Source organism: Rhodococcus mengyinensis (assembly GCF_048381435.1).
Classification (GTDB): domain Bacteria; phylum Actinomycetota; class Actinomycetes; order Mycobacteriales; family Mycobacteriaceae; genus Rhodococcus_F; species Rhodococcus_F opacus_D.
Window position 1 is genome coordinate 245,437 of record NZ_JBLWIT010000148.1, and the last position, 25,775, is coordinate 271,211.

Annotated in this window: 26 protein-coding genes; 20 read left to right on the plus strand and 6 right to left on the minus strand. The window is 66.6% G+C overall.

Annotation, left to right across the window (positions count from 1 at the left end; all coding sequences use genetic code 11):
- Window positions 1-16: 16 nt before the first annotated feature.
- Window positions 17-1,210 carry an NAD(P)/FAD-dependent oxidoreductase gene (locus ACNJ7E_RS39325; RefSeq protein ID WP_418342359.1) on the minus strand — a complete coding sequence of 398 codons (1,194 nt, stop codon included), beginning with the start codon at window positions 1,208-1,210 and terminating at the stop codon, window positions 17-19.
- A 314-nt stretch (window positions 1,211-1,524) separates the two neighbouring features.
- On the opposite strand from ACNJ7E_RS39325, the gene ACNJ7E_RS39330 reads away from it, so the two are divergent.
- The 5 genes from ACNJ7E_RS39330 to ACNJ7E_RS39350 are packed head-to-tail and all read left to right on the plus strand — an operon-like array spanning window position 1,525 to window position 4,995.
- Complete coding sequence (locus tag ACNJ7E_RS39330) at window positions 1,525-1,908, plus strand: cupin domain-containing protein (protein WP_009475598.1); 384 nt, start codon at window positions 1,525-1,527, stop codon at window positions 1,906-1,908.
- Between the two features lie 18 nt (window positions 1,909-1,926).
- Complete coding sequence (locus ACNJ7E_RS39335; protein ID WP_418342360.1) at window positions 1,927-2,454, plus strand: dimethylamine monooxygenase subunit DmmA family protein; 528 nt, start codon at window positions 1,927-1,929, stop codon at window positions 2,452-2,454.
- A complete protein-coding gene (locus tag ACNJ7E_RS39340) occupies window positions 2,451-3,428 on the plus strand; it encodes a PDR/VanB family oxidoreductase (RefSeq protein ID WP_418342361.1) in 978 nt (325 codons plus the stop codon). Before ACNJ7E_RS39335 ends, ACNJ7E_RS39340 begins: the two co-directional genes overlap by 4 nt.
- Entirely contained in the window at window positions 3,425-4,423 is a 999-nt protein-coding gene (locus ACNJ7E_RS39345) for a heme-dependent oxidative N-demethylase family protein (protein ID WP_418342362.1), read from the plus strand. Before ACNJ7E_RS39340 ends, ACNJ7E_RS39345 begins: the two co-directional genes overlap by 4 nt.
- Entirely contained in the window at window positions 4,420-4,995 is a 576-nt protein-coding gene (locus tag ACNJ7E_RS39350; RefSeq protein WP_418342397.1) for a TetR/AcrR family transcriptional regulator, read from the plus strand. The genes ACNJ7E_RS39345 and ACNJ7E_RS39350 overlap by 4 nt, the downstream gene beginning before the upstream one ends.
- A 45-nt stretch (window positions 4,996-5,040) precedes the next feature.
- Here ACNJ7E_RS39350 and ACNJ7E_RS39355 read toward each other — a convergent pair whose 3' ends face one another.
- A complete protein-coding gene (locus tag ACNJ7E_RS39355) occupies window positions 5,041-5,592 on the minus strand; it encodes a HutD/Ves family protein (RefSeq protein ID WP_418342363.1) in 552 nt (183 codons plus the stop codon).
- A gap of 201 nt (window positions 5,593-5,793) precedes the next feature.
- Between ACNJ7E_RS39355 and ACNJ7E_RS39360 the strand changes: the two genes are divergently transcribed.
- Window positions 5,794-7,146, plus strand: coding sequence for an ammonium transporter (locus ACNJ7E_RS39360; protein ID WP_280781197.1), 1,353 nt, complete (start codon window positions 5,794-5,796; stop codon window positions 7,144-7,146).
- Between the two features lie 70 nt (window positions 7,147-7,216).
- On the opposite strand, the gene ACNJ7E_RS39365 is transcribed toward ACNJ7E_RS39360, so the two are convergent.
- Together ACNJ7E_RS39365 and ACNJ7E_RS39370 are read right to left on the minus strand one after the other, a co-directional pair.
- Complete coding sequence (locus tag ACNJ7E_RS39365) at window positions 7,217-7,813, minus strand: cupin domain-containing protein (protein ID WP_418342364.1); 597 nt, start codon at window positions 7,811-7,813, stop codon at window positions 7,217-7,219.
- A gap of 72 nt (window positions 7,814-7,885) precedes the next feature.
- Entirely contained in the window at window positions 7,886-8,551 is a 666-nt protein-coding gene (locus ACNJ7E_RS39370) for a helix-turn-helix domain-containing protein (RefSeq protein ID WP_280781195.1), read from the minus strand.
- 170 nt (window positions 8,552-8,721) lie between these two features.
- On the opposite strand from ACNJ7E_RS39370, the gene styD reads away from it, so the two are divergent.
- From styD to ACNJ7E_RS39405, 7 genes are all read left to right on the plus strand, one after another.
- Window positions 8,722-10,209 (plus strand): phenylacetaldehyde dehydrogenase StyD, encoded by a 1,488-nt coding sequence (gene styD / locus ACNJ7E_RS39375; protein ID WP_418342365.1) that lies wholly within the window; start codon window positions 8,722-8,724, stop codon window positions 10,207-10,209.
- A gap of 40 nt (window positions 10,210-10,249) precedes the next feature.
- Window positions 10,250-11,365: an NDMA-dependent alcohol dehydrogenase gene (locus tag ACNJ7E_RS39380; RefSeq protein WP_009475608.1), complete on the plus strand. Its 1,116-nt coding sequence runs from the start codon at window positions 10,250-10,252 to the stop codon at window positions 11,363-11,365.
- Between the two features lie 205 nt (window positions 11,366-11,570).
- Window positions 11,571-12,140: a TetR/AcrR family transcriptional regulator gene (locus tag ACNJ7E_RS39385; RefSeq protein ID WP_317569169.1), complete on the plus strand. Its 570-nt coding sequence runs from the start codon at window positions 11,571-11,573 to the stop codon at window positions 12,138-12,140.
- 172 nt (window positions 12,141-12,312) lie between these two features.
- Entirely contained in the window at window positions 12,313-14,271 is a 1,959-nt protein-coding gene (locus ACNJ7E_RS39390; protein WP_418342366.1) for a primary-amine oxidase, read from the plus strand.
- A complete protein-coding gene (locus tag ACNJ7E_RS39395) occupies window positions 14,264-15,703 on the plus strand; it encodes an APC family permease (protein ID WP_418342367.1) in 1,440 nt (479 codons plus the stop codon). The genes ACNJ7E_RS39390 and ACNJ7E_RS39395 overlap by 8 nt, the downstream gene beginning before the upstream one ends.
- Before the next feature lie 8 nt (window positions 15,704-15,711).
- Entirely contained in the window at window positions 15,712-16,227 is a 516-nt protein-coding gene (locus ACNJ7E_RS39400) for a DUF5134 domain-containing protein (RefSeq protein WP_280781191.1), read from the plus strand.
- Window positions 16,228-16,260: 33 nt separating this feature from the next.
- Window positions 16,261-17,970, plus strand: a complete 1,710-nt coding sequence (locus ACNJ7E_RS39405; RefSeq protein ID WP_280781190.1) for an amidohydrolase — start codon at window positions 16,261-16,263, stop codon at window positions 17,968-17,970.
- A gap of 81 nt (window positions 17,971-18,051) precedes the next feature.
- Here ACNJ7E_RS39405 and ACNJ7E_RS39410 read toward each other — a convergent pair whose 3' ends face one another.
- Both ACNJ7E_RS39410 and ACNJ7E_RS39415 read right to left on the minus strand, forming a co-directional pair.
- A complete protein-coding gene (locus ACNJ7E_RS39410; RefSeq protein ID WP_280781189.1) occupies window positions 18,052-18,321 on the minus strand; it encodes a hypothetical protein in 270 nt (89 codons plus the stop codon).
- A gap of 98 nt (window positions 18,322-18,419) precedes the next feature.
- Window positions 18,420-19,925, minus strand: coding sequence for a PAS domain-containing sensor histidine kinase (locus ACNJ7E_RS39415; RefSeq protein ID WP_280781188.1), 1,506 nt, complete (start codon window positions 19,923-19,925; stop codon window positions 18,420-18,422).
- 198 nt (window positions 19,926-20,123) lie between these two features.
- On the opposite strand from ACNJ7E_RS39415, the gene ACNJ7E_RS39420 reads away from it, so the two are divergent.
- The 7 genes from ACNJ7E_RS39420 to ACNJ7E_RS39450 are packed head-to-tail and all read left to right on the plus strand — an operon-like array spanning window position 20,124 to window position 25,763.
- Window positions 20,124-21,284: an acyl-CoA dehydrogenase family protein gene (locus ACNJ7E_RS39420; RefSeq protein WP_280781187.1), complete on the plus strand. Its 1,161-nt coding sequence runs from the start codon at window positions 20,124-20,126 to the stop codon at window positions 21,282-21,284.
- Window positions 21,285-21,313: 29 nt separating this feature from the next.
- Entirely contained in the window at window positions 21,314-21,691 is a 378-nt protein-coding gene (locus ACNJ7E_RS39425) for a hypothetical protein (RefSeq protein ID WP_280781186.1), read from the plus strand.
- Between the two features lie 5 nt (window positions 21,692-21,696).
- Window positions 21,697-22,197: a nuclear transport factor 2 family protein gene (locus tag ACNJ7E_RS39430; RefSeq protein ID WP_418342368.1), complete on the plus strand. Its 501-nt coding sequence runs from the start codon at window positions 21,697-21,699 to the stop codon at window positions 22,195-22,197.
- Window positions 22,197-23,483 (plus strand): aromatic ring-hydroxylating oxygenase subunit alpha, encoded by a 1,287-nt coding sequence (locus ACNJ7E_RS39435; protein WP_418342369.1) that lies wholly within the window; start codon window positions 22,197-22,199, stop codon window positions 23,481-23,483. Before ACNJ7E_RS39430 ends, ACNJ7E_RS39435 begins: the two co-directional genes overlap by 1 nt.
- Window positions 23,473-23,976 carry an aromatic-ring-hydroxylating dioxygenase subunit beta gene (locus tag ACNJ7E_RS39440; RefSeq protein WP_133985302.1) on the plus strand — a complete coding sequence of 168 codons (504 nt, stop codon included), beginning with the start codon at window positions 23,473-23,475 and terminating at the stop codon, window positions 23,974-23,976. The genes ACNJ7E_RS39435 and ACNJ7E_RS39440 overlap by 11 nt, the downstream gene beginning before the upstream one ends.
- 40 nt (window positions 23,977-24,016) lie before the next feature.
- On the plus strand, window positions 24,017-24,757 hold the full coding sequence (locus ACNJ7E_RS39445) for an SDR family NAD(P)-dependent oxidoreductase (RefSeq protein ID WP_280781183.1): 741 nt from the start codon (window positions 24,017-24,019) through the stop codon (window positions 24,755-24,757).
- Between the two features lie 46 nt (window positions 24,758-24,803).
- Window positions 24,804-25,763 (plus strand): PDR/VanB family oxidoreductase, encoded by a 960-nt coding sequence (locus ACNJ7E_RS39450; RefSeq protein WP_280781182.1) that lies wholly within the window; start codon window positions 24,804-24,806, stop codon window positions 25,761-25,763.
- Window positions 25,764-25,775: the final 12 nt, after the last annotated feature.

The window sequence follows — 25,775 nt, forward strand, 5'->3', positions numbered from 1 at the left end:
TGAGGGGGTCTGTGGGTCAGCGCATCTCGCCGGCGCCCTCGTAGGGGTGCAGGCTGAACAGGAGGTCGCCCTCCTCGAAGCGTGAGTAGCGGAAGTCGGACGGCTCGACGTTCGGGAGGGTGGTCGTGCCGTCGTCGAGGAGCATGTCGGCGACGAGGCGGCCGACCGCGGGCGAGATCTTGAAACCGTGACCGGAGAACCCGGTGGCCAGGAACAGTCCGTCGACCGGTGCGGGCCCGATGATGGGGTTGTAGTCGGGAGTGACGTCGTACGCGCCGACGTAACTCGAGGTGATCCGCGGATCGGGCATGTCGGGCAGACGGTTCCCGAGCTTGCCGATGTTCTTCTCGATGGTGCTGTCGTCTGCGCGGTTGCTGTATTTGTCGGGGTCGATGTACTCGGGCGCGGCGTGGTCGCTGTTGCCGACGAGCAGTTCACCGTTCGGCTCGCGGCAGATGTACTGCAGTCCGGCGAGATCCGACAGCACCGGCACCTCCGGCGTCGGAACACCCTGGTCGATCAGGACGAGCTGTGCCCGTTGGGCTTTCACCGGGATGTCGACGCCGACGCCGGTGCCGAGTTCAGGGGCCCACGGACCGGTCGCGAGGATCACCTGCTCGGCATGCACCTCGTCGCCGTTGGCGAGCGTCACCCCGTAGACGCGGCCGTCCGCGTTCTGCAGCAGCGACGCCACCGGCGTGCTCTGGCGGATTTTGACGCCCAGCTTGCGGGCCGAGGCACCGAACGCCATGCCAGCCATGTACGCCTCCCCGCGGCCGCCGAGGGGTTCGTAGGCGAAGGCGGCGAAGTCGTCGAGGTGCAGCCCCGGCCACAGTTCGGCCATCTTGTCGTGGCCGATGTAGTCGACGTCGATGCCGAGGCCCTGCATCATCGCGACGTTCGCCTTCAGCGGGTCGATGTTGTTCTCGCCGACGCCGACGACGTATCCGCACTGCCGGAACGCCATGTCGTCGCCGAAGATCTCGGTGGCCCTGGTGAAGATGTCGACGCCGTACCACGACATCGCCGCCAGCGACGGCGTCCCGTAGTGGCACCGGACCACGCCACTGGACTTGCCGGTCATGCCCGAGCACAGGGTGTCACGCTCGAGGACCAGCACATCGGTCTCGCCGCGGTCCGCGAGCGACCAGGCGATGGCGAGACCCTCGAGTCCCCCACCGACGATCACGAACTTTGCTGTCTGTGTCACGTTGCTTCCTTCATTCGGCCGGATGATCGGGCGCTGCGGCTTGGGTAGCGGTTCGTTTCACCTCATGAATCGCTGTTGTTCACTATGAAACCGTTCTACTATGTCGATCGTGTTACGGCAACGTTGTCGGTGCATCACCAAATCACGGCGCTCATATGCACTTTCAAGAACAACCACTGCTTTGATCTGCATGTTTTCAGCACCGCAGGATTGATTTACGTCGGCGAAATATGTCTTGTGGTTTCCTGTTGCTACTCCTCGTTTCATACAGAGGAGGTCGCGGACCCAACTCACCACACCTTCAGGGAGAATCCATGACCACGACCGACAAGCCCACCGCCGTCCCGTTCCGCGTCACCGCCGGATTCCACGAGAACCTGCCGCAGATGCCGGTCTCGGAGTACCCGGGCACCAAGGGATACATCGACGACGTCTTCGCCAACCCGGACGGATCGGAGATGTCGGCCGGCTACTTCGAACTCCAGCGCACCGACGCCCCGCTCGACTACTACTACGCCTACGACGAGATGAAGGTCGTCCTCGAAGGGGAGTTCACCCTCGAGAACCTCGACACCGGCCAGGTCGAGGTGGCGAAGGCGAAGGACGCGATCTTCTTCCCCAAGGGTTCGCGTATCCGCTTCACCACCCCCGACCGCGCGCTGGCCTACTTCGTCGGCCACCGTTCCTTCGCTCCCTGATCCGCGATGGCGGTATCGATGAGGTCGACCAGCGTCCCCCGGTGGCGATCCGACTACTCGGCCGTCGACGACCTCGCAGCCGGCACTGCCGTCACCCGCTACGTATTGGTCACGGACCGCGCGGTCAGCGCACAGGTCATCCGCGAGCTGTCCGAGCGCGTGGCGCCCGTTCCCGCTCGCACGGTGATCGTCGACGACGGGGCAGGATCCGGGTTCGGCGGGCTCGACGAGCTGTTGTCCGAGGCGCGCATCGGGTGGCGGTTCGTCGTGGCGGGACCCGAGCACATGGTGGGGGCGGTGCGTGCTCGGCTGATCTCCGCGGGCGCGGTGCCCAGCGAGATCGCCGTGGTGATCATCGACCCCGACGTCCGGATGCGCGACGTGTTCTGCGCGCACTGCCACACGACGTCGTCCTCGGTGCCGGTAGCCATCGGCGGCCGGACACCGTGCGGCGGTTGTTCCGCCGAACTCACCGTCTACTACCACTACTCCCGGCGCCACAGCGCCTACCTGGGATATCGAGCCGACTCGGAGGAACTGCCATGACCACGGCCCTCGAAACAGTTGCGGGCGAGAGCATCACCGGAGGGCTCACTCTGACAGTGCGCGAGGCACGGCTGCTGTGCCCGGGCATCCGGCACGTCGTGCTCGCGGACCCGGCGGGCCGCACCCTGCCGTCGTTCACCCCGGGCAGCCACATCGCCGTCACCTGGGCCGAGGGTCGGCAGAATTCCTACTCGCTCACCGGCCCCTCGATCGAGCCGGACCACTACGCGATCTCGGTCCGGCTCGACGAGAACGGCCACGGGGGTTCGCGCTGGGTCCACGACCTCGAGCCGGATCAGCGCATCCGTGTGAGCCTTCCGCGGAGTGCGTTCGCTCCCGTGCTCACTGCGCGGCACCACCTGCTGGTCGCGGGCGGAATCGGCGTCACGCCGATCCTGTCGCACGTCCGGGCCGCCCTAGCGTGGGGTCGTTCGTTCGAAGTGATCTACTCCTTCCGCGACCAGTCGGGAGCGCACGCCGACGAGTTGGCGGCGCTGTGCGGTGACCGGATGATCACGGTCTCCACGCCCGGAGAACTCGCGGACCGCCTCGTCCCGAAGCTGGCGGACCAGCCACTCGGTACCCACGTCTACACGTGCGGTCCCGCGCCGATGATCACGGCGGTGGCCGAGTGGGCCCGCGACTGCGGCTGGCCGCCGGGGCGCGTGCACTCGGAGGCATTCGGGGCGGGAGCGCTGCACGAGGGCGCGCCCTTCGCCGCCACGCTCGGGCGCACCGGAATGATCGTGCCCGTGCCGTCGGGAACCAGCCTCCTCGAGGCGTTGCTGGACAAGGGAATCAACGTCCCGAACCTCTGCCGACAGGGTGTGTGCGGCGAATGCCGGCTGTCGGTTCGCGGCGGCGAGATCGAACACCGCGACCTGTTCCTCACCGACGAGGAGAAGGCCTCCGGAGATTCGATCATGCCGTGCGTATCACGTTCCGCAGGAGACCGATTGGAGCTGGATCTGTGACATCGACCGACTCGCGTGCCGACCACATCGCGCGCTTTCCCTTCCCCTTTCCGCGCGACCAGTACCGCTACAGCACCAACGTCGAACCGGCCGGAAACCCCACCGACACCGCCACCGGAAGCTGGGGAGACACCCGCATCGCCATCGACGCCGACTACCACCGCGAACTCGCCGAACGCGAGCGCATCCTGGCAGAGGATCCGTCGCGGCACCAGTGCCTGCCCCACATGGTCTCCGCCGCGTGGGACGCGATGCTCACGCTGATGCGCAGCCTCGCCGACGAATACCCCGACACCATGACCCTCGAACGGCACGACGACAACTGGTTCTGGAAGAACGACCTCCTCGGGATCGAGCACACCTTCGTGTTCGGGGATCTCGACACGTTGCCGGCGCCGCCGCTGGTGTACATCTGTGGTCAGATCCAGGAGGACGTCGTGCTCCTCGATCAGCGTGAGGGCGAACTGTGGGGTGACGCAGGTCTGGTGACGTTCGCGGCGGACTGGTCCTTCGGATTCGACGTGGGCATGAGCTTCCTCGAAATTCACGGCCCCGTCCCGCGAATTCACAGCGAGAAGATCATCACCCGCGCACACAACTTCCTGATGCGGCTCGAGCCCGGCCAGAGCTACCGGCGCACCAACTGGTCGTTGACCGTCGACGGCAAACTCGACACGTCGACCGAGACCTACCCCCAGTGGGGGAAGGACCGGCGCACCCTCGCCGACGGCCCGCTGGACGACGTCGGGGACCGCCTGTTCCTGAGAACCGAAGTGCAGCATCTGATCCGGCTCGCCCACTCCGGCACCGTCATGTTCCTGATCCGGACGTATCTGCTCCCGTTCCGGGACGTCGCGACCGTTCCGGAATGGGGCGAGCGATTGTACCGGGTGCTCGAGGACCTTCCGGTGGACATGGCCGAATACAAGGGCATCAGTCGCACCCGGGAACCCGGCATGAGATGGCTGCTGAACCACGGGAACGTCGCACCGTGACGCTGGCCGACGGGCGGCTTCGGAGGCCGGCACCCCAGACCGATCAGGCTCTCGACCTCGTTCTCGCGACGGTCTCCGTGATCGCCCGCGACGGCCTGCGCGGTCTGACGACCGGGGCCGTCGCCCGGGAGGCCGGCGTCTCGGACGAGGCCGTCCTGCGCAGCGCCGGGTCGACGGACGCCCTCCTCGACGCCGCGCTCCGGTACGCGCTCGACAAGAGTGCGAGCGTCTTCGCCGACATCGCCGCCGGCTCGTCGCTCGACCACTTCGTCGAGCACCTCACCGACCTCGTCGCCCGCGACCCGGACCTCCAGGTCTTCCAGTACGAGCTGATGCTCGAGTCCCGGCGCACGCCACGCCTCGACCCGCACGTGAAACTGCTGTACGCCACGTATATCGAGGCGACGTCGCAGGCACTGACCCGGCTGGGCATCACCGCCGACGAAGACCTGACCCTGCTGGTGTACTCGGCGATCGAGGGATTCATCATGCACCAGCTGATCGCGAAGGATCGTCCCGCGACCGAGCGCGCGATCGAGCGCCTGCGCCGAATCCTCTCGAGCGCGAGGTAGTCGCTGCACGTGAGTGGCAAAGTGTGCCCTGGCACGCATTGCCACTCACGTGCGGGCGAGGACCTCCGCCACCACGACCGACGCCTGCCCGGACAGCCGCACCGACCCTTGCTCGACGAGGAGACAGTCGCCCGGTTGGACGGGACCGAGGTCCGTCGCCAGCCGCCCATCGAGGACCAGGACGAGGACGGCAAGCCGCCCGTCAGCGGTGACGTCCTGCGCCGGTCCGATGTCGACGACGTCCACGGACGCCGCTGTGGTGGACCTGTGGACCATGACGTTGAACGCCTCGGTCAGCCCTTCCGCCACACAGTCGGGGCTGCGTTCACCGGCGAAGGCCGTCGGACGCAGGCGCGGAATCACGGTGGGGCCGCCGCCGAAGTCGAGTGACACGGGATGGTCGCCGATCACCGTGAATATCCGATCGATGTCGGGAAACGGCGAGAACGTCGAACCCGCCTCGAGCGTCGCGACGCTGAAGCGCCACCGGGACGCGACACCGGCGGCGATCTCCGCTGTGGTGCCCGCGCCGTTGGCCCACGGGGTGGTCCGCCGATCCGAGCGCCGGGCGATGCGGGCCTCGCGAACTGTGGTCACTCCTTCTCCTTACCTAGAAAGTCCACTGTCAGGATACTTTGTTTCGCGTATCGGCACGCAGGCGCACGCCGGATTCCGTTACGCAGTTGTCACTCAGCGAACTATTTCCGCAATCTCCGCTTTGGTTCACTGTCACTAGACATCGATTCCCAAAGGCGGACACGACAAGTGTCACGCCATCCTCGATCAAGGTGGACGACTATGAACGAAGCAGTCGCTGCGGCCGACACCGCCTGGATTCTCGCGGCCTTCACGGCAGTGAGCCTCATGGTGCCGGGCCTGGCCATGTTCTACGGCGGAATGGTCAGCGTGCGCAACACGCTCAACATGGCCATGATGACGTTCGGCGCGTTCGCCGTCGTCGGGGTGCTGTGGATCGTGTTCGGCTACTCCGCCGTGCTGGGTAACTCCCTCGGCGGTCTCGGCATTCTGGGCGACCCCCTCGAGTTCTTCGGCTCCAGTTCATTACTGGAGGCCCCCGCCGAACCCGGACTGCCGCCCGCGCTGGTCTCGGGATTCCAGCTGTTGTTCGCCGGCATCACCGTGGCACTCATCTCGGGTGCGCTGGCCGACCGGATGAAGTTCGGCGCCTGGATGCTGTTCGCCGGACTGTGGGCCACGTTCGTCTACTTCCCCGTCGCCCACTGGGTGTTCGCGTTCGACTCCGCGGACGGGTCGGTGATCGGCGGATGGATCGCCAACACCCTCGGCGCCATCGACTTCGCCGGCGGCACCGCCGTGCACATCAACGCCGGCATCGCCGCCCTCGCCGTCGTCCTGGTTCTCGGGGCCCGCAAGACGTTCCCAGTCTCGCCCCGCCCGCACAGCCTTCCCCTGACCATGCTCGGCGCCGGCATCCTTCTCTTCGGCTGGTTCGGATTCAACGGCGGCTCGGCGCTGTCCGCCGGGAACAGCGCGTCCGTCGTCATCCTCAACACTGTCGCCGCGGCGTGCGCGGGTATCTGCGCCTGGCTGGCAGTCGAGAAACTGCGTGAAGGTCACGCCACCTCGCTGGGCGCCGCATCGGGCCTGATCGCAGCACTGGTCGCCATCACACCTGCCTGCGGCGCCGTCTCACCGCTCGGCGCACTGGTCGTCGGAGGCGCCGCCGGCGCGGTCTGCTGCTTCGCGGTCTCCTGGAAGTACCGGCTCGGCTACGACGACGCGCTCGACGTCGTCGGCGTGCACCTGGTGGGCGGCATCCTCGGCACCGTTCTGATCGGTTTCCTCGCGGATCCGGCCGCTCCCAACGGCGCCGCGGGACTCTTCTACGGCGGCGGCGTCGACGTGTTGTGGCGTCAATGTGTCGCCGTGGCAGCCGTTCTCGCCTACTGCTTCGTCGTCACGCTGGTGATCGCACTGGCACTGAAGAAGTTCATGGGCATTCGCGCCGACCAGGAAAGCGAGTACGACGGTCTCGACGTGTCCGTCCACGGCGAAACGGCCTACGTACTCGATGCCGTCGGCCTCACCGGCGCCTCGAAGCATGGCACCGACGCGGTGCTCGGCGCAGAAGCAATCACGACCAGGGCTGCGGACCCCGCCAAGGCCTGATCCCGGTCCCGAGACAGACAGTGGTCCTGCCCCCCAACACTCCGCGGGGCAGGGCCACTGGTGTGCCCAGCTAGGTCAGGCTCTGAGCCAGACCCCGAAGCCTTGCACTGTAATTGTTCGGCTGAGCGGACAGGAACTGACTCAGCACGATCAGTTCGAATTCCTCCATGGCGGCCGAATCTGCAGTAATTGCGGTATGATTCGCCACTTCGTGCTCCAGAAGTTCGACCGCCTCCCGCCACCCTCGGATCGCGGGTCGTCCGAGTTCCATCTGCGGCTCGAATCTCAGCGGTTCACCGAGTGGGCTCCCGAGAATTTCCTGCAAGTGCTCCTCGAGACTTCGGCGCGCCAGTCGGATGATCAGCTGAGATTGCCCTTCGTGCCACTGCATGGTGGCGGAGCGTCCCGGCTGCAGAATCGACGCGATCGACATGGTCGAATCGAACTCCTCGGCGCCAGAAGTAATTCGGGCCGTACCCGACAGCGGGATCTGAACGACGTAGAAGTCGCCGAGATCATCCGAGTTCATCCGCGCATCGGTGCCGTAGTCGAAATAGTAGACACCGATCGTGCCCGCGGTGGCCAGGTGAACCGGCTCGAGGCGGTCGAAGGGCAGCGCGGACTGGCTGTCGGACGCTATCTGAACTGTCGCTATCACCGTAACCACGACCTTTCGAACCAACCGCCACTCTACGCCCGGCGCGGAGGCGGAGGAAGGTCGAAATTCCGATTACGGCCGTCAGTCCTCGTGGTGGTCGGGGTATGCGGTGACGGCGAGAAAGCGGATGGGCAACCGCACGAGATCGTTGGGCCCGTGCAGACCTTCACCGTCGAGGAGCAGCGAATCCCCCGGCCGCAGCGTGTACTCGGCCTCGCCGTGCCCGTAGACCATGACGCCCTCGAGCATGTAGAGCAATTCGGTGCCGGCGTGCTGGAACAGCGGAAACGTCTCACTGGAGTCGGTGAGCGTGACCAGCACCGGCTCGAGTCGCTTGTGCTGGCCGCGCAGTGCGCCGAGAAGTTCGTAGTGGTGTCCCACCCGGGTGCCTCGCCCGACGATGACCGCACCGCGGCCCGCCTCGACGTACACGGCGTCGCGGGCGGTGTCGGCGCCCCGGAACAGAGAGGTCACGGGCACGTCGAGCCCGGCTGCCAGACGCGCCAGCGTCGACAAACTGCACGAGGTCTGCGAGTTCTCGATCTTGGACAGCATGGCCTTCGAGATTCCGACTTTGGCCGCCATGTCCCCCACTGAGAGTCCACTGGCTTTGCGGAGCGACCGGACCTGCCTGGCGATCACCTTCTCGAGATCGGGCCCGGTCGGCGTATCGGACGGCACCTCACGCTCGACGGGCGCTGGGTCTCCCGTGTCGCGGTGGACCTCGGTCTCGGGTCGAGTGGTCACGTCCGCATCGTAGCAGCGCCGTTTACTGTCAGGAAACCGCGACTCACTACGCCGGACGGCGAATCGGTGCGCATACGAGCAATAACTATGCGCATGCGTGCAAGACGACGCCGCGCCTCCGCCCGCATGCTTGTGACAGCCATCACAACACCACCGGGAGAGTTGACGCCATGACCGCAGTACACGAGAACGTCAGTGCCACAGGACTTCCTGATGGAACCGCGACCGAGTTGTTCATCGGCGGGCAGTGGCGCGCGGCGTCGGACGGCGGGACGTTCACGGATCTGAACCCGGCCACCGCTCGCCCCCTCGCCCAGATCGCGTCCGGCACCGCCCAGGACATCGACGACGCGGTCCGGGCCGCCCGCACGCAGCTGAACGGTGAATGGGGTTCACTGCCCGGCGCCGCCCGCGGACGGATCCTGAACAAGGTCGCCGATCTCATCGAACGCGACGGCGAGATCCTGGCCCGGCTCGAGGCCCTCGACGTCGGCAAGCCCGTCGGCCAGCCCACCATGCTCGACATCCCGATGGCCGCCGGCACGTTCCGGCACTTCGCCGGCTGGGCCGACAAGATCACCGGCCAGTCCATCCCGACCGCCGGCTACTTCGGCCAGCCCACCCACTCGTACACCGTCCGCGAACCGGTCGGCGTGATCGGCGCGATCGTCCCGTGGAACACCCCGCTGATGATCTCGGCATGGAAGATCGCCCCCGCGCTCGCCGCCGGAAACACCCTGGTGGTCAAGCCGCCGGAGGACGCACCGCTGTCGATCCTGCACCTCGCGACGCTGCTGGAGGAGGCCGGACTGCCCGCAGGCACCGTCAACATCGTGCCCGGCCTCGGCGAGGTCGCCGGCGACGCACTCGCCGGCCACCCCGGCGTCGACAAGATCAGCTTCACCGGCAGCCCCCGCGTCGGCCGGATCATCGCCAAGCGCGCCGCCGACACGTTCAAGCGCACCACCCTCGAACTCGGCGGCAAGTCCCCGCAGATCATCCTCCCCGACGCCGACCTCGAGGCCGCCATCAACGGGACGGCCATGGGACTGTTCTTCAACCAGGGCGAAGTGTGCGCCGCGGGCACCCGCATCCTGGTGCACCGCTCGCTGTACTCGCAGGTGGTCGACGGTCTCGCCGCCGCCGCGTCCGCGCAGGTCCTCGGCGACCCTTTCGATCCGGCGACCACGATGGGCGCCCTGGTGAACGCGAAGCAGCGTGACACCGTCCTCGGCTACATCGATGCCGGACGCAGCGAGGGCGCCCGGGTCGCCGCCGGCGGTGGCCGCCCGGACGGGGACGGGTTCTTCGTCCAGCCGACCATCTTCGCGGACGCGAACAACGACATGAAGATCGCGCGGGAGGAAATCTTCGGACCCGTCGGCACCGTCATCGCGTTCGACACCACCGACGAGGCGATCGCGATCGCCAACGCGACCGATTACGGGCTCGCCGCCTCGATCTGGACGCGCGACGTGTCCCACGCCCACACCCTCGCAGGCAAGGTCCGCGCCGGAGCGGTCGCGGTCAACGGCTGGGCACCCATCGACCCCGCCCTGCCCTGGGGCGGCATGAAGACCAGCGGCACCGGCCGCGAACTCGGCTGGGCCGGAATCGAAGCCAACACCGAGGAGAAGGTCGTCACGATCATCCTCTGATCGCCCCCAGCATCGACGTCGTCGGACAGGAGCAGGACTTATGAAAACCCAGGCCGCAGTGTTGTGGGAGCCCGGTCAGCCGTGGCAGATCGAAGAACTGGAACTCGACCCGCCGAAGCACGGTGAAGTGCTTCTGCAATTGGCGGCGTCGGGGATGTGCCACTCGGACGAACACGTCCGGGACGGCAGCCTGCCGCTCGAGTACTACCCGTTCATCGGTGGCCACGAGGGCGCCGGCGTCGTGCTCGAGGTCGGGCCCGGGGTCACCAGCGTCGAGAAGGGCGATCACGTCGCTCTCGGATTCATCCCCGCGTGCGGCCGATGCAGGCAGTGCGCGACCGGCCAGTCCAGCATCTGCGACCTGGGAGCCCACCTGCTCGAGGGCTGGCAGATCTCGGACGGCACGGCGCGGCATCACGTTCGCGGCAAGGACGCCGCCATCCAATGCCTGATCGGGACGTTCTCGCCGTACACCGTGGTCAACGAGGCGTCGTGCGTAAAGATCACGAAGGACATCCCCCTCGACAAGGCGGCGCTGGTCGGCTGCGGTGTCACCACCGGCTGGGGGTCGTCGGTGTACGCGGCCGGCGTCCAGGCCGGTGAGACCGTCGTCGTGATCGGCATGGGCGGCGTCGGCTGCGGGGCGGTGCAGGGCGCAGCGCTCGCCGGGGCCCGGCACGTCGTGGTCGTCGACCCGTCGGAATTCAAGCGGGAGCAGGCCAAGATCTTCGGCGCGACCCACACCGCGGCGAGCATCGACGAGGCGCTCCCCCTCCTCCAGGATCTGACGTGGGGCCAGCTCGCCGACAAGGTGCTCATCACCGTCGCGAATGCGAGTGGCCGCATCATCGCCCCGGCGATGAGCCTGGTGGCCAAGGGCGGCACCTGCGTCCACGTGTCGGTCGGCGACGTCACGCAGAACGACGTCGACCTGAACCTGTTCGATCTGACGGCGATGCGCAAGACCCTCAAGGGAGCGTGGTTCGGCAACGCGAACATCCGGTTCGACATCCCTCATCTGCTGCGCCTGTACATGGAGGGTCAGCTGAAGCTCGACGAGATGATCACGAGGACATACACACTCGATCAGATCAACGACGGCTACGAGGCGATGCGGAAGGCCGAGAACGTCCGCGGCGTCATCATGTACTCGTAGATCGGCACAGTCGGGAGCGGTGGGGCGCTGCACGCCTCTCCGCTCCCGGCATGGTTCCCTGTCCCCATGCCGTACGTGTTCCTGCTTGCCGCGATCGCCGCCGGTCTCGTCGTCTCGGGAGTGGTCGTTCTCAATCTCGGCGGAGCTCATTGATACCGTGGTCGCATGATCGCTGGTGGGGCAGGTACGCGTCGTGCCTAAGGTCGTGGATCACGACGAGCGGCGGCGCAGCATCACCGCCGCCGCCTGGCGGCTGATCGCCGCCCGCGGTATCGATGCTGCCAACATGCGCGACATCGCCACCGAGGCCGGGTACACCAACGGCGCCCTGAGTCATTACTTCGCCGGCAAGGACGAGATCCTCCGTACCTCGTACGAGCACATCTCCGAGGCCACCGACCGCCGGATCACCGAGGCGCTCGGCGACGCGACCGGACTCGACGCACTGCGCATCCTCTGCCGCGAAGTGATGCCGATCAACGAGGAGCAACTCCTCGAAGCCCGGATCGCCGCCTCGCTGTGGCCGCGGGCCATGTACGACGAGCAGATGGCCGCGACCAACCGCCGCACCATGGACCACTGGCGTGAGCAGATGGCGATCTTCCTCGAGCAGGCGCGCGAGGAGGGCTCCGTCGGCGACATCGACGTCAGCATCGTGGTCGAGCAACTGCTCAACATGATGATGGGCATGCAGATTCTGGGTGTCCTCACGCCGGGCGAAACGTCGTCGGAGCGTCAGTTGGAGATGCTCGAGCAGTTCGTCGCCGCACTCTGAGCCTTCCGTCGCTCAGCCAAAACCGTTGCTGCGGAATCCGATAGGGAACCATTTTTGACCGAACGGTCAGTTTGTTCGGGCGCGAAACTCACTGTTTACACGAGGACACCTCGGCTGTAACGTACGTCACTAAAGTTTTTATTCAACACCCGTAGAACCAAAGGATCGCGACATGCCCACCCTTTCCCCTGCGCGTATCGACCACCCGCTGTCGCTGCCGACCGTCGAAGAAATCGCCTCCCTCCGCGAGATCCTCGAGGTCGCCGACGCGCTGACCGAGCAGACGAGATTCGTCTATGTCGGCCTCGAGGAACCGGACAAGTCGACGCTGTACACGGCGGAGGCCCCCGAGACCGATCGCCGATTCCGCGTTCTGCTGCACGACATCTCGTCACCCAACGCGGTGGACGTCGTGGTGTCGGTGACCCAGCGGTCGGTGATCAGCTCGGTGACCCTCGACGCCGCCCGTGACGGTCAGATGCCCGTCCTGGACGAGGAGTTCGAGCTCGTCGAGCAGGTGCTGGCCGCCGACGAACGCTGGCTCGCCGCGCTCGCCGCCCGCGGACTCGACGTCGCCGACGTCCGGGTCGCTCCCCTCTCGGCCGGTGTCTTCGACTACCCCGGCGAGACGGGCACGCGGATCCTCCGGGGGCTCGCGTTCCGCCAGGACCACCCGAAGGACCACGCCTGGGCCCACCCGATCGACGGGCTCGTCGGATTCGTCGACGTCATGAACCGGACCGTCACCGACGTTCTCGATCTCGGCGCCGTCCCGATCCCCGAGGAGTCGGGCAACTTCGACGATCTCGCCGTCACCGGCCCCCTGCGCACCACCCAGAAGCCCATCGAGATCACCCAGCCCGAGGGACCCAGCTTCGTCGTCGACGGCAACCGCGTCGACTGGGAGAAGTGGTCGTTCCGCGTCGGCTTCGACGCCCGCGAGGGTCTCGTCCTCCACCAGCTCGGGTTCGCCGACGGCGACCGGGTGCGCCCCATCATCCACCGCGCGTCCATCGCCGAGATGGTGGTGCCCTACGGCGACCCCTCGCCGGTCCGGTCGTGGCAGAACTACTTCGACACCGGCGAGTACATGGTGGGCCGCTACGCGAACGCCCTCGAACTCGGCTGCGACTGCGTCGGCGACATCACCTACTTCGACGCCGTCATCGCCGACGAGTTCGGCACCCCCAAGACGCTGAAGAACGCCGTGTGCATGCACGAGGAGGACTTCGGCGTGCTGTGGAAGCACACCGACCTGTGGGCCGGCTCAGCCGAGACCCGCCGCCAGCGCCGTCTCGTCATCTCCTTCTTCACCACGATCGGCAACTACGACTACGGCTTCTTCTGGTACCTCTACCTCGACGGCACCATCGAATTCGAGGTCAAGGCCACCGGCATCGTCTTCACGTCGGGTCACCCGGGCGGCGACTACCCGTACGCCTCGGAGATCGCCCCCGGCCTCGGCGCCCCGTACCACCAGCACCTGTTCAGCGCCCGCCTCGACATGATGATCGACGGCGACCGCAACTCCGTCGAGGAGGTGCAGACCAAGCGGGTGAAGATGGGCCCCGGGAACCTGCACGGAAACGCGTTCACCCTCGAGCGCACGCCGCTGACGAAGGAATCCGAGGCGCAGCGCCTCGCGGACAACAGCGTCGGACGCGTGTGGCACATCAGCAACCCGAACAGGCTGAACCGTCTGGGCAAGCCGGTGGCGTACGCACTCCACCCGGAGGGTCAGCCGATCCTGCTGGCCGACGACGACTCCTCGATCGCGGCGCGGGCGACGTTCGCCACCAAGCACCTGTGGGTCACCCAGTTCGATGAGAAGGAGCGTTACGCGGCAGGGGATTTCGTGAACCAGCACGCGGGTGGCGCCGGACTGCCCAGCTTCGTCGCCGGTGATCGCGATCTGGAGAACGAAGACGTCGTCGTCTGGCACACGTTCGGCCTCACGCACTTCCCGCGACCCGAGGACTGGCCGATCATGCCCGTCGACTACACCGGGTTCACGTTGAAGCCCAACGGCTTCTTCGACCGCAACCCCGCTCTCGACGTTCCCCGCACGACGTCGAAGCACTGCGCGACCGGAGGCGGCAGCTGCCACTCGGACGGGGGAACAGATGTCTGACACCACCACGGGTTCGGGTGCCGGCAAGTTACGCGGATCCATCGGCGTCGTCGGGATCGTCTTCCTCGTCATCGCTGCCGCCGCGCCGCTGACCGCGATCGGCGGCGCTCTGCCCGTCATGATCGCGATCGGCAACGGCGCGGGCGCCCCGACCGCCTATCTCATTGCCGCACTGGTCCTGCTCGTCTTCAGCGTCGGATACGCGGCCATGAGCAGCCACATGGTCGACACCGGCGCCTTCTACGCCTACGTCGCCAAGGGGCTGGGTGAGTCCTGCGGGCTCGGCGCAGCCGGCCTCGCTCTGCTGACCTATACCGCCATTCAGGCCGCCGTGTACGGTCTGGCGGCCGCGACGATTCAGGGCCTCGTGGTCCAGTACGGCGGACCCGACCTGCCGTGGTGGATGTGGGCGCTGGTACTCATCGCACTCGTGGCCGTGCTCGGATACCGCAGCATCGACCTCGGCGCCAAGGTCCTCGGGGTGCTCCTCGTGCTCGAGATCGGCATCATCCTGGCGCTGTCGTTCGGCGTGCTGGTGCGGGGCGGGGCCGCGGGTATCGACTTCGCGTCGTTCACCCCGACGTCGTTCTTCAGCGGATCCCCCGGTGTCGCATTGATGTTCGCGATCGCGTCGTTCATCGGATTCGAGGCGACCGCGATCTACGGCGAGGAGGCCCGCAACCCCCGGCGCACGATTCCGATCGCGACGTACGCCGCCGTGATCGTCATCGGGCTGGTATATGCGCTGGCGAGCTGGGCGGTGGTGCTCGCGTTCGGCAGCGACAACGTCTCCGCGGCGGCCGCCGCCGACCCTGCCGGGCTGACGTTCGCCGCCGCCGCGCACTTCCTGGGCGGACCCGCGGCCGACGTCATGGCGATCATGCTCGTCACCAGCCTGTTCGCCGCGCTCCTGGCCTTCCACAACGCCATCTCCCGGTACGTGTTCGCCCTCGCCCGCAAGGGTGCGGCACCGCGTGCAATGTCCCGCACCCACACCAAGCACGGTTCCCCGCATATCGGCTCGGTCGCCCAGACGATCTCCGCGACGGTGGTCGTGGGGGTGTTCGCCCTCGTCGGCGCGGACCCGGTGCTGGAACTGTTCACCTGGATGGCGGGTCTGGCCACCGTGAGCATCCTGGTGCTGATGGTGCTCACCAGCGTCGCGATCATCGCGTTCTTCGCCCGCACCCGGCTGGATACCCGGCTCTGGCACACCCGCATCGCTCCGGTGCTCGGATGCGTGGGCCTGGTGGCCGTCACCGGGTTGGTGCTCGACAACTTCACCACGCTGATCGGCGGATCGGAACTGCTCGCGGACATCCTGCTGGCCGTGATCGCACTGTTCTTCGTCGCCGGTCTGGTCGTCGCCCGGGTCACCCGGCAGAGCCGGGCGGATGTCGGGCAGCGTCGCGAACTCACCCCCACGATCTGAGTCCGGCGATGTTCGAGATCCCTGCCGTGCACGCGGCGATGCTCGTCGGAGCCGTCGGGGCGATGGTGCCGATGTGGCGGGCACACGGCACGGACTGCCGGGTGCGGATCGCGCACGGCTCGATGGCGGTGTCCATGGTCGCGATGATGATCCCCGGCCTGCCGGCGGGGATTCACCTCCTCGGGGGTGCCGTCCTCATCGCCCTCGCCGTCTTCGTCACCGGTGAGACCATGCACCGCCGGACCGCCGTGCCCTGCGCGGTGGACCTCACCGCCATGGGGGTGCTGCTATTCCTGGCCCCGACGTCCGCCCCCGCCCCGGCGGCGTCGGCGCCGTCGGGCCACCACCACGGTGGCGCTGGAATCTCGACTGGCTGGCTGCCACTCCTCGTGCTCGTGTGCTGGGCACTGTTGACACTGCATCTCTTTCGCTCCACCCCGCGCCGCGAGCGTCGCTCCGGCGTCAGGACCGCGACGGCGGGATCCGCACTGATGATCCTAGGCATGGCCCCTATGGCCGTCTGACAGCTCTCCCACGACTGCAACCTGGAGGAACCGATGAGTTACGCCGATACCGTTTACATCCACGGCAAGGTTTTCACCGTCGACGCGAACTTCACGATCGCCACCGCCCTCGCGGTGCGTGACGGACTCGTCCACGCGGTGGGCAGCGATGCGGAGATCGAAACCCTGATCGGACCGGACACCGTGGTCACGGACCTCGGTGGGAAGACGATCCTCCCGGGAATCAACGACTCGCACCTGCATGCCATCGCCTACGGGCTCGACACTCCGCCGCTGTCGCTGGACGTGTCGTTCCCGGCCGTCCGGTCGATCGCGGACGTCCGTGAACTCGTGCGGGAGGCCGCCGCGGCGGCCGAGGACGGCGAGTGGATCATCGGAACCGGCTGGGACGACGGGTATCTCGACGAGTGCCTCGCCGAGGCCGGACGGACGCCGACCCGCTGGGACCTCGACGAGGTGTCCCCGAACAATCCCGTGTTCCTGCAGGACTTCTCGCGGCACACGTCGTGGGTGAACAGCGCGGCGCTCGCGCTCGCCGGGGTGGACGAAACCACCCCGCTCCCGCCGGGCAGCCTCATGCCGGTCGGCGAGGACGGCCTGCTGACCGGCATCGTCATGGAGGGTGCGCAGGCCCTCGTGCAGCGTGTTCTTCCCGCCCTCACCCGGGAGCGCCGGGAGGAGGCACTCCGCTCGGCGATCTCGATCCTGCAGAGCGAGGGCATCACCAGCTTCACCGATCCCGCGATCGGCCCCGGCGGCGAGGCCCTCGCCGGTGGCGCGATGGGCGCCGAGGGCCTCGCGGTGTATGCCGACCTCGCCCGCCGCGGAGAACTGGGCGCCCGCGTCAACCTTCTCCTCCTGCCCACCGGAATGTCCGGATCGGCCGAGGATTTCGGACAGAACCTCGCGAACATCGACGTTCCGGAATCGGTGGACCCGAGGATGTTCCGGGTACTCGGGGTGAAGGTGTTCGCCGACGGCATCCCGCCGAGCAAGACCGCGTGGATGCACGAGGAATACGTCGGCGGCGGCTGCGGCTCCCTGTGCGTCGGCGGCGACACCGACGAACGTCAGGTGTACGAGGTGACCGAGATGGTCCGCATCGGACACGAGGCCGGCTACCAGATCGGTGTGCACGTCACCGGTGACCGTGCCATCGACACCGTCGCCGACGCGATCATCGCCGCGCAGAATGCGCACCCCCGCGAGGATGCCCGGCACTACCTGATCCACGGCGACTTCATCAGCGAAGCCACCCTGAAACGTTTGGCCGAGAACGGCATCGGCGTCAACATGAACCCGACGATCAAGTGGACGATCGCCGACCTGGAGGTCGGGGTGGTCGGGACCGAACGAGCCGCCTACGAATGGCCGTATCGCAGTGCCGTCGAATCCGGGGTGCACCTGATGAGCAGTTCCGATGCACCGGTCACACCGCCCGATTGGCGTCAGGGCATCTCGACGATGATCCTGCGCGAGAGCAAGGCCAGCGGCGCGGTGAGCGGGCCCGACCAGTGCATCGGCCTCGCCGACGCCGTCCGCACCTACACGATCAACGCGGCCTGGCAGGACTTCGCCGAGGACTGGAAGGGATCACTCGAGGTCGGCAAGGTGGCCGACCTGTGCATCCTCGACGGCGACCTCGAGACCATCGACCCGCATGACATCCCGGCAATGCAGGTCGTCTCCACCGTGCTGGGTGGGAAGGTCGTGTTCCAGCGCGTCGCCGAAAGCGTCACGTAAGCCCGGTACCGATACGTCGGAACTGCCGGTTCGCCGCTCGGTCGGCGAACCGGCAGTTCGGCGTCTATCCGATCCGCCGGTTCACTGAGCCCACGCCGCCTCGGCGATCCAGTACTCGCTCCCGTCGGCGCTGATTCCGCGTTGCCAGTCGGTGGTCCGTCGCAGGTTCGGTTCGACGCGCGCGGTAGCCGCGTCGGCGCCGTCCGGTCCGTCCTCGCGGGTCTGCCAATGGACCCAGTTCACTTCGTTGCCGTCCTCGTCGTGCACGAAGAGGTCGACGTGGTGCCACCCGTAGCGATGGGTGTCGGCGTAACAGGTCAGGAATGTCCGGTAATGATGCGAATAGTCCACGAGGTACCTCCGGGCCGCGGTGGTGTTTGCCACCACGCTAGAACCGGATCGTGCCCAACGGAATCCAAGAAACCTTTACCCGCGTGGGGGTCGGCCGCTCAATGGTTCGGATCGGCGGGCAACGTGAACGTGAAGACGGCCCCGTGCGGATCGTTCTCGCGCGCACTGAGTGTCCCGCCCTGGCGGGAGATGATGCGGTGGCTCAGCGCGAGCCCGATTCCGTGACCCGTGGACTTCGAGGTGAACGCGCCGTCGAAGATTCGGCCGTCCGGGATGTGCGAGAGCCCCTTGCCGTGGTCCTCGACGCTCACGACGCCCTCCGTCTCGGTGATGTCGGTGCGTACCGTCACGATGCGGTCGGCTGCCGGCCATTCCGCCATCTCGTCGATGGCGTTGAAACACAGGTTCAGGATGACCTGCCCGGTGAGCACCCGTTCGCACACGACGGCAACCGTGTCGTTCGCCCGGAGGTACTCGACGTGAACTCCCTTCTGCCGCGCCCGGATGTCGATGAAATACGCGCATTCGTCGACGATGTCGTTGAGATCGACGATCTGCTGCGACTCCTCGAGTTGTGTCACGTATTCACGCAGACTCCGGACGATCTGATTGGCCCGGTCGATCTGCTTGCGCGCCTCCCCCAGGCCCCAGCTCACCTCGCCGTGACCGCTCCGGCCGTCGTCGAGGCGGCTCTGCGTTCCGGCGATGAAATTGGTGGCGGCCGCGAGCGGCTGGGCCAACTCGTGGGCAATAGCCATCGCCATGTCGCCCATCGCGTTGTAGCGGGCCAGGTAGTTGAGGTACTGCGAGTCCCGTTCGTGCTCCTGCTCGGTGCGGACGTGTTCGGTGACGTCGTGGAAGAGCAGGAGGTGGCCGCTCAGATCGTTCTCGATACCGATGTGCTGGCAGCTCCCCGCATGCCACCGGCGCTCCTCGGGTGTCAGTTCCACCTCATAGCGCAGGCTCTGGGAACCCCCGTCGGCGGTCGTCAGTTGCAGGGCGCGTCGCACGCTCTCCCGTGACTGACCCGCCCGGCAGAACTCCGTGAAGCGTTCGCCGACAAGCGATGCCACCGGAACCTTCAGGAGCTCCGACGCCGCCTCGCTCGCATACGTGATCCGACTGTCGTCGTCCAGGACGAGGATTCCTTCGGCCATGTTCCGCAGGAACGCGGCCAGCCGGGCCTCGGTACGGGTGAGGTCGGCCTCGGTGCGGGTGAGGTCGCGACGCATCGACGTTTCCTGCTCGATGTCGCGGAACTGCACCATCACCACGGTCCGGGCACTCAACTCGACCCGGATCGCGATCGCCTCCGTCAGGACTTCTCGCCCGCTCTTCGCGCGATACGTCCATTCGATGACCGCCGCCCCGTTGTCGACAGCATCCTGCAGCCACCGCCGTCCCACCGACCTGCGGTACCGCTTCGCCGGGGAACTCATATCGGGCGCCTTGAGCGGTTTGAGTTCTTCGACCGTGAACTCGAGCAGTTCGGACGCCGCCCGGTTCGCCCAGAGGATGTCCTTGGTGGCCGCATCGTGGACGAGGACGCAGTAACGAAGGGACTCGACGAGTCGTTCGTAGTCGGACGGCGCGAGATCGGACAATGCGGCCTCCTTCGGCTCATCTCGAGTCTACTGAGCGGACGGACCGCGGACGCGATAGGGAAATCCTTTACTCCGAGGCGACATCTCTGCACGTCCTCGGGAGGAAGCACCGATTGAGTGATGCCCGCCACCGCAATAGCGTGAATTCGACACGAAACACGCCACACCCCTTCTACTTCGCGTCGATCGGAGTATTTGATGACCAACGCACCGACCCTCGACACGACGGACGCCGCCGCGAACGGGACGCTGTCGTTCGAGGACGTCCTCGAGCACGTCGCATTGCGGCGGGAAGAGTTCGCTCGCCAGAAGTTCGTGCCTCGCGACATGATCGACGAGTTCAAGCAGATCGGCATCTACCGCGCGGCGACACCCCGCCAATTCGGCGGCGACGCGCTGCCCCCGAGCGAGTTTCTGCGGATGATCGAACGCATCTCCGCGGTGGACGCGTCGGCGGGCTGGGTCGCCAGCTTCGGCTCCGCCCTCGTCTACCTGGCGGCACTGCCGCTCGCGACACAGGCGGAGTTGTACAAGGACAGCCCGGACCTCGTCTTCGCCGGCGGACTGTTCCCGGTCCAACCCGCCGAACAGGTGCCGGGTGGTCTGAAGATCACCGGACAGTGGAAGTTCGCCAGCGGATGCAAGGGAGCCGACATTCTCGGTGTCGGAATCCGCGGCGGCGACTCCACAGCCGGAAAACCCCGCACCGCCCTGCTGTGGCCGAAGGACGTCGAGATCGTCGAGAACTGGGACGTGGTCGGCCTGTCGGGTACCGGAAGCCACGAACTGAAGGTCGACGGCGTCGTCGTACCCGAGGACTGGACATTCATCCGGGGCGGAACCCCCACCGTCGACGAACCCCTCTACCGCTACCCCTCCATCGCCTACGCCGCCCAGGTCCTGGCCGTCGTCAATCTCGGAGTGGGCCGCGCCGCGCTCGACTACGCGATCAAAGTCGGTGCGGGACGCACAGGAATCACCGGAGCGCCCAAGCTCGCCGATCGCGCCTACTACCGCATCGACCTGGCCAAGGCGGAGGCGACGCTGAGGTCCGCCCGTGCCTTCTTCTACGAGGTCACCGACGAGGCGTACGCCACGGTGGTCGCCGGCGACCCCGTCCCGGACAAGCTTGCGGCGCTTCTTCGCCTGTCGTCAACGCACGTGGCCAAGGCGGGCGCTTCCGCAGTGCACACCGCATTCCAGTTGTCGGGCACCGGCGCAATCTACGACGGCAACGCGATGCAGCGGTACATGCGCGAGGCCCTGGTCCCGCCGCAGCACGCCTTCCTCGGCGACGGCATCTACGACAGCGCCGGTGCAGTGCTCATGGACATCCCGCCGTTCCCCGGCTTCATCTGACCACCCCGTTTCAATCGAGGAGACCATTCGTGAGTGACACCAAGACCACACCGCTGCGAGTCCTGTTCTGCATCGGCATCAACCAGAACTTCTTCGACCTCCCGACCGGCCAGGGCGGGCTGGTGTGGAAGGCGTTCTCCGGGATGATGGACGCGGTGGCCGAGACACCGGGCGTCCGGGTGATCGGCGACATCGACGACGACAGCCACCTGGTCGGACCGTCGGACGGCTGGCCGTGGACCTGCTACATCCTCGCCGACGTCGACACCCAGGAGACCGTCAAGGCCGTCTGCAACCTCTTCCGCACCACCCCGGTCGGCGAGTACACGCTGTGGCGATACGCGAAGATCGAAGCCCGCATCGGCCGTGCGCTCACCGTCCGCGAAGACGTCGACCTCGGCGTGTGAGCGCAATGCACTCTGTGACCGCGGCCGAGGGCATCGAGAGCCGTGCGGCCGTGCACCGCGTGATGTGCCGTTACATGGAACTGTGCGATGTTCCCTCCGTGGCGTTTTCGGTCGAGGAACTCGCCTCGCTGTTCACGCCCGATGCGGTGTGGGAAGGCATCGGCGCCGAGTACGCGCACAAGTTCGGCACGCATCGGGGCCGACCGGAGATCGTCGGAATGCTCACCGCGTACCTTCCACCGAACTCCCATTTCCGGGGAAATGTGCACCTGCTCGGCAATGAGCAGATCGAGGTGGACGGCTCCGAGGCGCAGGGGCGGTGGATCATGCAGCAGCTGTCGCGATACGAGGACGGATCGGCCGAACTGCTCGTCGCACGCATCACCGCCGAGTGTGAAGTTCGGGGCGGTATCGCTCGAATCAAGCACTTCACGACCGAGAAGCTGTTCGTCACTCGCCTCGACGAGGCGACACGACTGCTCGAATCGAATGGAAAGAGAACGTGATGACCACTTCGCTGGATCCCACCACCACGGACACCAACTTCGCGGACCTCGCCACGGACGACCGCGTGGACGGATCGCTGTACACCGACCCCGACATGTTCGAGGCGGAACTCGAGAGGATCTTCTACCGCACCTGGGTATGGGTTGCCCACGAGAGCGAGATCCCCGAGGCCGGAAGCTACAAGATGGCGACCATCGGCAGGCAACCGGTGATCGTCAACCGCGACCGCAACGGGAACTTCAACGTCCTGCTGAACCGGTGCCGCCACCGCGGGGCCAGCGTCTGTGAGGTCCCCAAGGGCAAGGCGAACGGGTTCACCTGCCCGTATCACAGCTGGTCGTATGCCCTCGACGGGCGACTGCGCGGAATCCCGTACCCCGACGGTTACGACGAGGACCTCGACAAGAAGGACCTCCCCCTCCAGAGTCTGCGGGTGGAATCGTACGCCGGCATGATCTTCGCCAGCTTCAACCCCGACGTCGAACCCCTCGACGATTTCCTCGGCGACGCGAAGGTGTGGATGGACCTGTTCATGAAGCAGGGCGCCGGATTCCCCGTCAAGACGCAGGGCGAACATTGCTTCCGCTTCCGCGGAAACTGGAAGATCCAGTTGGAGAACACCACCGACGGATACCACTTCCCGATCGTGCACCGGTCCTGGATGTCCTCCGTCGACGCCGAGACCGCCGACATGCTCTCCTTCATGACCGACGACAACGCCGTCACCCACGCTCTCGGAAACGGCCACAGCGTCGCCATCATGGTCCCGGAGCACGTCGACCTGGACCACGACGACGGCACCGAGAAGATTCAGGCGCGTTTCGACCACATCGTCGAAGAGCTGTCGAAGACGATGCCCGCCGACAAGGTCCGCCGCATCGTCCGCTCCATGCACGGCGCCGGGTTCAACCTCAACATCTTCCCCAACGTCGCGATGTCGATGTCGTTCTTCCGGGTACTGCGCCCGATCTCCGTCGACGAGACCGAGATCCGGCACATCGCCCTCGGCATGGACGGCGGACCGGAGATCGTCAACCGCGAACGCCTCCGCATCCACGAACATTTCCAGGGCCCGTTCGGGTTCGGCAGCCCCGACGATTCCGAGGCCTGGGACCGGGTACAACGCGGATCCCGCGGCGCACCCGGAATGCCGATCATGGTGAACCGCGGTCTGGGTCGTGAAGCGCTCGACAGCGACGGACACCGCACCTCGCACGTCACCGACGAAACCGGAATGCGCGAGGCCTACGCAATGTGGAAGAGGATGATGACCGATGAGCACTGATCTGATGACCGCCCAACTCGCCGACACCCGGGTACTGCAGGCGATCGAACTCATCTGGCACGAAGCGGCACTCCTCGACGCCAAGGACTACCAGGCGTGGGACGCCCTCTGGACCGACGAAGGCCGGTACGTCATTCCCATCGACCCGGACACCGACGACTTCGACGGATCGCTGAACATGGTCAACGACGACACTCGCATGCGGCGCATGCGTATCGAACGTCTGACCTCCGGCTACTCGATGTCCGCGCTCGCCGCCGCCCGGACGGTCCGCACCGTCTCGCGGTTCACGGTCGAGGAACGGACCGAGGACTCGATCACGGTGAGGTCCGCGCAGATCCTGGTGGGTTTCAAGCGCGACGACCAGCAGACCCTCGCCGCCGACGTCACGCACCGCATTCGCTACACCGAGAGCGGGCCGCGGTTGGACCTCAAGGTCATCCGGCTCGTCAACTCCCAGGCAGCGGTCAACGCCTCCGGCTACCTGCTCTGACCAGCCTTTCCGAACCTTATCGATCGAACAGGAGCTCGACGTGGATTCTGTCGCAGTAGTCACCGGCGGCGGACGCGGCCTCGGTGCCGCGATCGCACAGCAATTGCACGACCGCGGATACCGCGTCGCGGTCGCGGACATCGACAGCGGCGCCGCGAAAGAGACCGCGGCGGACCTGGATCCGGACGGCAAGACGGCCATCGGAGTGGAGTTGGACGTCCGGAAGCGGAAGAGTTTCGAAGCCGTCCGTGACCGGGTGCTCCAGGAGTGGGGCGGCATCGACGTCCTCGTCAACAACGCCGGCCGGTCGCAGACGGGCTCGCTGATGGACATCGCGCCGGAGGAATTCTCCGACATCGTCGAGATCAACCTCAACGGCGCCTTTCTCGGCTGCCAGGTGTTCGGAAGCTACTTCGCCGCGAAGCGATACGGCAGAATCGTCAACATCGCGTCGCTGGCGGGGCAGAACGGTGGCACGGCGACCGGCGCGCACTACGCCGCGGCCAAGGGCGGCGTCGGCACACTGACCAAGGTCTTCGCACGCGAACTCGCCCCGTCGGGTGTCACGGTGAACGCCGTCTCCCCCGGGCCTCTGGACCTGCCGGTCGTGCGCGAGACGGTGCCCGCGGACAAGCTGGCCGCCATCCTCACCACGATTCCGGTGGGCACCCTGGGCTCGCCCGATTTCATTGCCGAGACCGTTGCCCTGCTCGCATCGCCGACGGCCGCGTCGGTCACGGGTGCCTGCTGGGACGTCAACGGCGGCCTGTACATGCGCTGACCCCCGCCCGCGGGCGACGGGTCGCAGCACCGGAGGAAGAATCACCATGAGCATGTTCACTGTCACTGTCGCGGACATTGTCGAGGAAACGCCGGATATCAAGTCGTTCCGGCTTGTTCGGACGGACGGGTCACCGTTCGACCCGTACCCGGCGGGCGCCCACATCGACATCCTCGGTCCCACCGAGGTCCTCACCCAGTACTCACTGTGCAGCCCGCCGCACGAGTCCGAATCGTACGTTGTCGCCGTCAAACGCGAGACCGGCCCGCGCGGTGGCTCGGCCGCGCTACACGATCGTGTGAGGGTCGGCAGCGAGTTGCAGATCAGCCGGCCCCGCACTGTGCTCACGCTCGCCGAGGGTGCGGATCGGCACATCCTCGTCGCGGCGGGGATCGGGTTGACCCCGATGCTGAGTCTGGCGTTCGCGTTGCATCGGCGGGGACAGCAGTTCGACCTGCACTACTTCGCGCGGACGAGGGCGCAGGCCGCGTTCGCCGACCTGCTGGAGAGTGCCGATTTCCGCCGTGACGTGCACCTGCACTTCGGCCTGACGAGGGACGATCAGTTGTCGGCCCTCGAGAAGATCCTGGCGGACGCGTCGGCCGCCACCCACGTCTACACCTGCGGCCCCGAAGGTTTCATGGATCGGGTGCGCGGACTGGCGGAACCGGCGGTCGGTGAGGACGCGGTCCATTTCGAACACTTCGAGGCGGCGACACCTACAGCCACCGGTTCGGACACGGCGTTCGAGGTGGAACTCGACACGGGCGAGGTGTTCGAAGTGCCTGCCGGGAAATCCATCGCCGACGTACTCGAAGAGAACGACATCGAGATCGACACGTCCTGCAGGGAAGGTATCTGCGGCACGTGCGTCCTGGACGTATTGGAGGGCGAACCCGACCACCGCGACAATTGCCTGACCAAGAGTGAGAGAAAGGCGGGAGACAGAATTGCCGCGTGTGTGTCGCGCGCGAAATCCGGGCGGCTCGTCGTCGAACTTCCCTGAAACTGCCGAATA